Annotated in this window: 3 protein-coding genes; all 3 read left to right on the top strand. The window is 69.8% G+C overall.

Annotated elements, in window-relative coordinates:
* Positions 1–469, top strand: a 469-nt coding sequence (locus ACWCOV_RS41700) for an oligopeptide/dipeptide ABC transporter ATP-binding protein (RefSeq protein WP_449834913.1), incomplete at its 5' end; no start/stop codon positions are given.
* 4 nt (positions 470–473) lie between these two features.
* Positions 474–1511, top strand: coding sequence for an ABC transporter ATP-binding protein (locus tag ACWCOV_RS41695; protein ID WP_449834912.1), 1038 nt, complete (start codon positions 474–476; stop codon positions 1509–1511).
* Positions 1508–2035: histidine phosphatase family protein (locus ACWCOV_RS41690; RefSeq protein ID WP_449834911.1), on the top strand; the 528-nt coding region annotated here is incomplete at its 3' end. The genes ACWCOV_RS41695 and ACWCOV_RS41690, both read left to right, overlap by 4 nt.

Here is a 2035-nt window from a genome sequence, read left to right as displayed (position 1 = left end):
GCTGATCGCGGACGAGCCGACGACCGCGCTCGACGTCACCGTGCAGGCGCAGATCATGGACCTCCTCGCGCGGCTGCAGGACGAGGAAGGCATGTCGCTCGTCCTCATCACCCACGACCTCGGCGTCGTCGCAGACGTCGCCGACCGGGTAGTCCTCATGTACGCCGGCCGAGTCGTCGAAGCCGGCCCGATCCGCGAGGTCTACGAACACAGCGCCCACCCCTACACCACCGCCCTGATGGCCTCCGTCCCCACCGTGGACGGCCCCCGCGACCGCCTCACCCCCATCCAAGGCGCCCCACCTGACCTCCTCGCCTTACCGTCCGGCTGCTCGTTCCGCCCCCGCTGCCGATACGCCGACGCACTGTGTGCGGAGGAAGAGCCGACATTGCGCGATCTGCCCGGCCGGCCGGTGAACCACAGCTCCGCTTGCCACTACGCGGAAGGACTCCTGCCCCATGCCGGGTGATCTCATGACCTCGCACTCCGCCACCCCCACCACGCCGGCGCAGCCGGCGGCGCCTTTGCTGGTGGTGCGGGATTTGCGGACTTCGTTTCCCTTGCGGTCGGCAGTTCTGCGGCGGGCGGTTGGGGAGTTGCAGGCGGTGGCTGGGGTTTCTTTCGAGATTCCGGCGGGTGGGACGTTGGGGCTGGTGGGCGAGTCGGGGTCGGGGAAGTCGACCGTGGCGCGGACGATCATCGGGCTGGAGAAGGCCCGGTCCGGGAGCATCGTGTTCGACGGCGAGGAGCTCACCTCGTTGCCCCGGGCATCCATGCGCCGGGTCCGCCGGCAGCTCCAGATGATCTTCCAGGACCCGTACGCATCCCTCAATCCACGCGCGACGGTCGAGCAGATCATCACCGAGGCCTGGGAGATCCACCCGGACGTCGTACCCCGCAACCGCTTCCGCGCCGAGGTCCGCGAGCTCCTCGAACGTGTCGGCCTCAACCCGGACCACGCCCAGCGCTACCCGCACCAGTTCTCCGGCGGCCAACGCCAGCGGATCGGCATCGCCCGCGCACTGGCGTTGCGCCCGAAGCTGGTGATCTGCGACGAGGCCGTCTCCGCGCTCGACGTGTCCGTGCAGGCGCAGGTGCTCAACCTGCTCGCGGACCTGCGCCGCGACCTCGGCCTGGCGTACCTGTTCATCGCGCACGACCTGTCCGTCGTACGCCACATCTCCGATCAGGTCGCGGTGATGTACCTCGGCCGCGTGGTGGAGACGGCGACGCAGGACGAGCTGTTCAACCGGCCGTTGCACCCCTACACGCAGGCGCTGCTGTCCGCCGTACCGGACCCGAAGCCGTGGGACAAGCCGGCGCGAGAGCCGATCATCATCGGCGGCGACGTCCCCTCACCTGCCGACCCGCCGTCGGGATGCCGCTTCCGCACCCGCTGCTGGAAGGCCGAGGACATCTGCGGGCGCGAAGAGCCGGCGCTCGAGACACGCCTGGACCTGCATCCCGCCGCCTGTCACTTCGCGGTCGAGCTGACGGGAGCGGCGCGATGACCGAACTCGTGCTCCTCCGGCACGGCGAATCGCTGTGGAACGCCGAGGAGCGATACCAAGGCCAGCAAGGCACCGGCCTCAGCCCGCTCGGCCACCAGCAGGCGAAGCAGGCAGCGTCGTACCTGCAGGATCGCGCCTTCGACCAGATCGTCGCGAGCGACCTGCAACGAGTCGCGGAGACCCTCCAGCCGTACCTCGACACCTGCGACCACCCGCCGGTCCGGATCGACAAGCGCTGGCGGGAGATCGACGTCGGCACCTGGGGCGGCCGCACCTTCGCCGAGGTGTACGACGCGGAGCCGGACGTCGTCGACGCCTTCGCTCGCGGCGAGGACATCGCACGCGGTGGCGGCGAAACCTTTGCCCAGTTGAGAGAACGAGTCTGGGACGCGATCCGCGACATCGCTACCTCCGGCGCCGAGCGAGTGCTGGTGGTGACGCACGGCGGCCCGATCCGGGTCGCGACCGCGTCGACGCTGCGACTCGCGCCGGGTGGCGAAGTGACGCTGAAGCCACCAGCGAAC

The organism is Kribbella sp. NPDC002412 (genome assembly GCF_053592935.1).
This window is presented reverse-complemented; position numbering and strand designations above follow the sequence as displayed.

Coding starts and splice junctions, on each gene's coding strand:
- ACWCOV_RS41695 (WP_449834912.1), top strand. CDS start 474: ATGACCTCGCACTCCGCCACCCCCACCACGCCGGCGCAGCCGGCGGCG.